This window comes from Rhodococcus sp. (in: high G+C Gram-positive bacteria) (assembly GCF_049286785.1).
GTDB lineage: Bacteria > Actinomycetota > Actinomycetes > Mycobacteriales > Mycobacteriaceae > Rhodococcus_F.
Genome location: NZ_JBAQEO010000325.1, coordinates 1 through 1577, shown reverse-complemented (window position 1 = coordinate 1577; position 1577 = coordinate 1). Strand labels below are relative to the sequence as shown.

At 63.4% G+C, this 1577-nt stretch carries 2 protein-coding genes and 1 pseudogene; 1 reads left to right on the top strand and 2 read right to left on the bottom strand.

The window, feature by feature from the left end; translation table 11 throughout:
* Together WAW17_RS12370 and WAW17_RS12365 are read right to left on the bottom strand one after the other, a co-directional pair.
* On the bottom strand, nt 1–718 hold a 718-nt coding region (locus WAW17_RS12370), incomplete at its 3' end, for a DUF5677 domain-containing protein (protein WP_422333265.1).
* Nucleotides 719–965: 247 nt separating this feature from the next.
* Nucleotides 966–1139: pseudogene (locus WAW17_RS12365) on the bottom strand (cold-shock protein); the annotation flags it as partial.
* 226 nt (nt 1140–1365) lie between these two features.
* Here WAW17_RS12365 and gvpO point away from each other — a divergent pair.
* The coding region (gene gvpO, locus WAW17_RS12360; protein WP_422333264.1) for a gas vesicle protein GvpO at nt 1366–1577 on the top strand (212 nt) is incomplete at its 3' end.

Sequence of the window (1577 nt, the reverse complement as noted above, 5' to 3'; positions counted from 1 at the left end):
CAAGGGATCCGTCGCTGCTGATTCCCGCCCTGTCCAGCATCGGCACAGCGACCCGCCAGGTTTCGACGTACAGCCGCCACAACCGGTCGAGAGCGAAGGAGGCGAGGTGTTCTCGAAACGCACGCTTGTCCGTGACCAGCGTTCCGGTCGGTTCCAACCAGCCGCGGCGCATGATCTCGCCGACCGAGAAGTGCAGCGCCCGGCTCGATGCCGCGTACAGGTAGTCATACAGCTCGCGTTGGCCCACACGGTCTGCGACCCAAACCCCCGTCGGTACGATCCCGCCCGACCACCCGTACTGCTGCTTGAGCACCGTAAGCACAGCTCTGGTCTCCTCGCTCCTGGCAACTGCCCAATCGAGGAAGTGTTTGGGGTACCAGAGCCGAGCCATCTCCTTGTCCCCGATATAGTTTCGTTGCGCAAGCAGTGCCCGTAGGGAGTCGAAGTTGCCCATCGCCACGAACAATTCCTGGGACTCCCCCAGGTCGAGAGAAGCGAAGAACCCGAGATACATCAAGTCCTCGAGGGCCGCGCGCACAAATGCCACGGCCAGATGACCCAAGTCTTGTCGGCTGAGCAGTATGGCGGCTCGAATGCTTTCCTGCTGGCGACGCAGGGAACTGTTGACGGCCAACAGCCGGAAGTCCTTCTCGACGTCGGCCAACTTCAGGTCGCCGACAGTCAGCACATGTTCCGTACAGTCCGCGAAACGTTCCACCGCCGCGATCCTCACGGCGAGGGGCGTCCAGCGATGAATCGGTCCGTCATTCTCTTGCGCATTGTCTTGCGACATCGAGCTCATCAGTCAGACACTCCATTGCATGTTCCATGGACGGTTTGCCGCTCGGGCATCCTCCTACCTCACGCATCGCCAGGGCACCGAGGGCGCATCCCCGCTCGATGAAGCCAGCCCACTGCGCGGTGCAGATCGGCTCAGGACATGGCGCACATTCTGGGCCTGAAGCCCCATCTGCTCCCCGGCCGACGTCGAACTCCACCCTCTGATTCTCCTCGAGCGACTTGTACCCACTGCCCTGGATGTCGGAGAGGTAGACGAACAGGTCCGCGCTGCCGTCGTCGGGGCTGATGAATCCGAAGCCCTTCGCGCCGTTGAACCTCTTCACAGTGCCCTGCGCCATGGTCGTTCACTCCCTGTAGCCGGCGAGCCGGCACCTCCCACCGAGGGCCGCTCTCGACACCCTGATCGTCGCACTCCGCCGGGCGGACAGAGACCGGAACGCAACTGGTCGCGGTGTCTTCGATCCGGACGATGTAACACGCCCCTGGTGACAGCCCACCAACCAGAGAAGGATTGGATATGCCCAGATCGCACCACACGCTCACGAAGGAGAGGAGGTGGTTGGGATGGCTGACGAACATCCCCCGCCGGTGTCGGCAGCGGCGGCCGCTGCGGCCGCGTTGCGTGACGTCGCGGATGCGATCGGAAAGGAGTCGGAGAACGCGACGGCGGTGCTGCCGACCGAGGAGGGCTGGTCGGTGGAAGTGGAGGTGATCGACGATCGACACATCCCCCCGTCAGCGGACATGCTCGCACTTTACGAGGTGGTGCTGGCCCC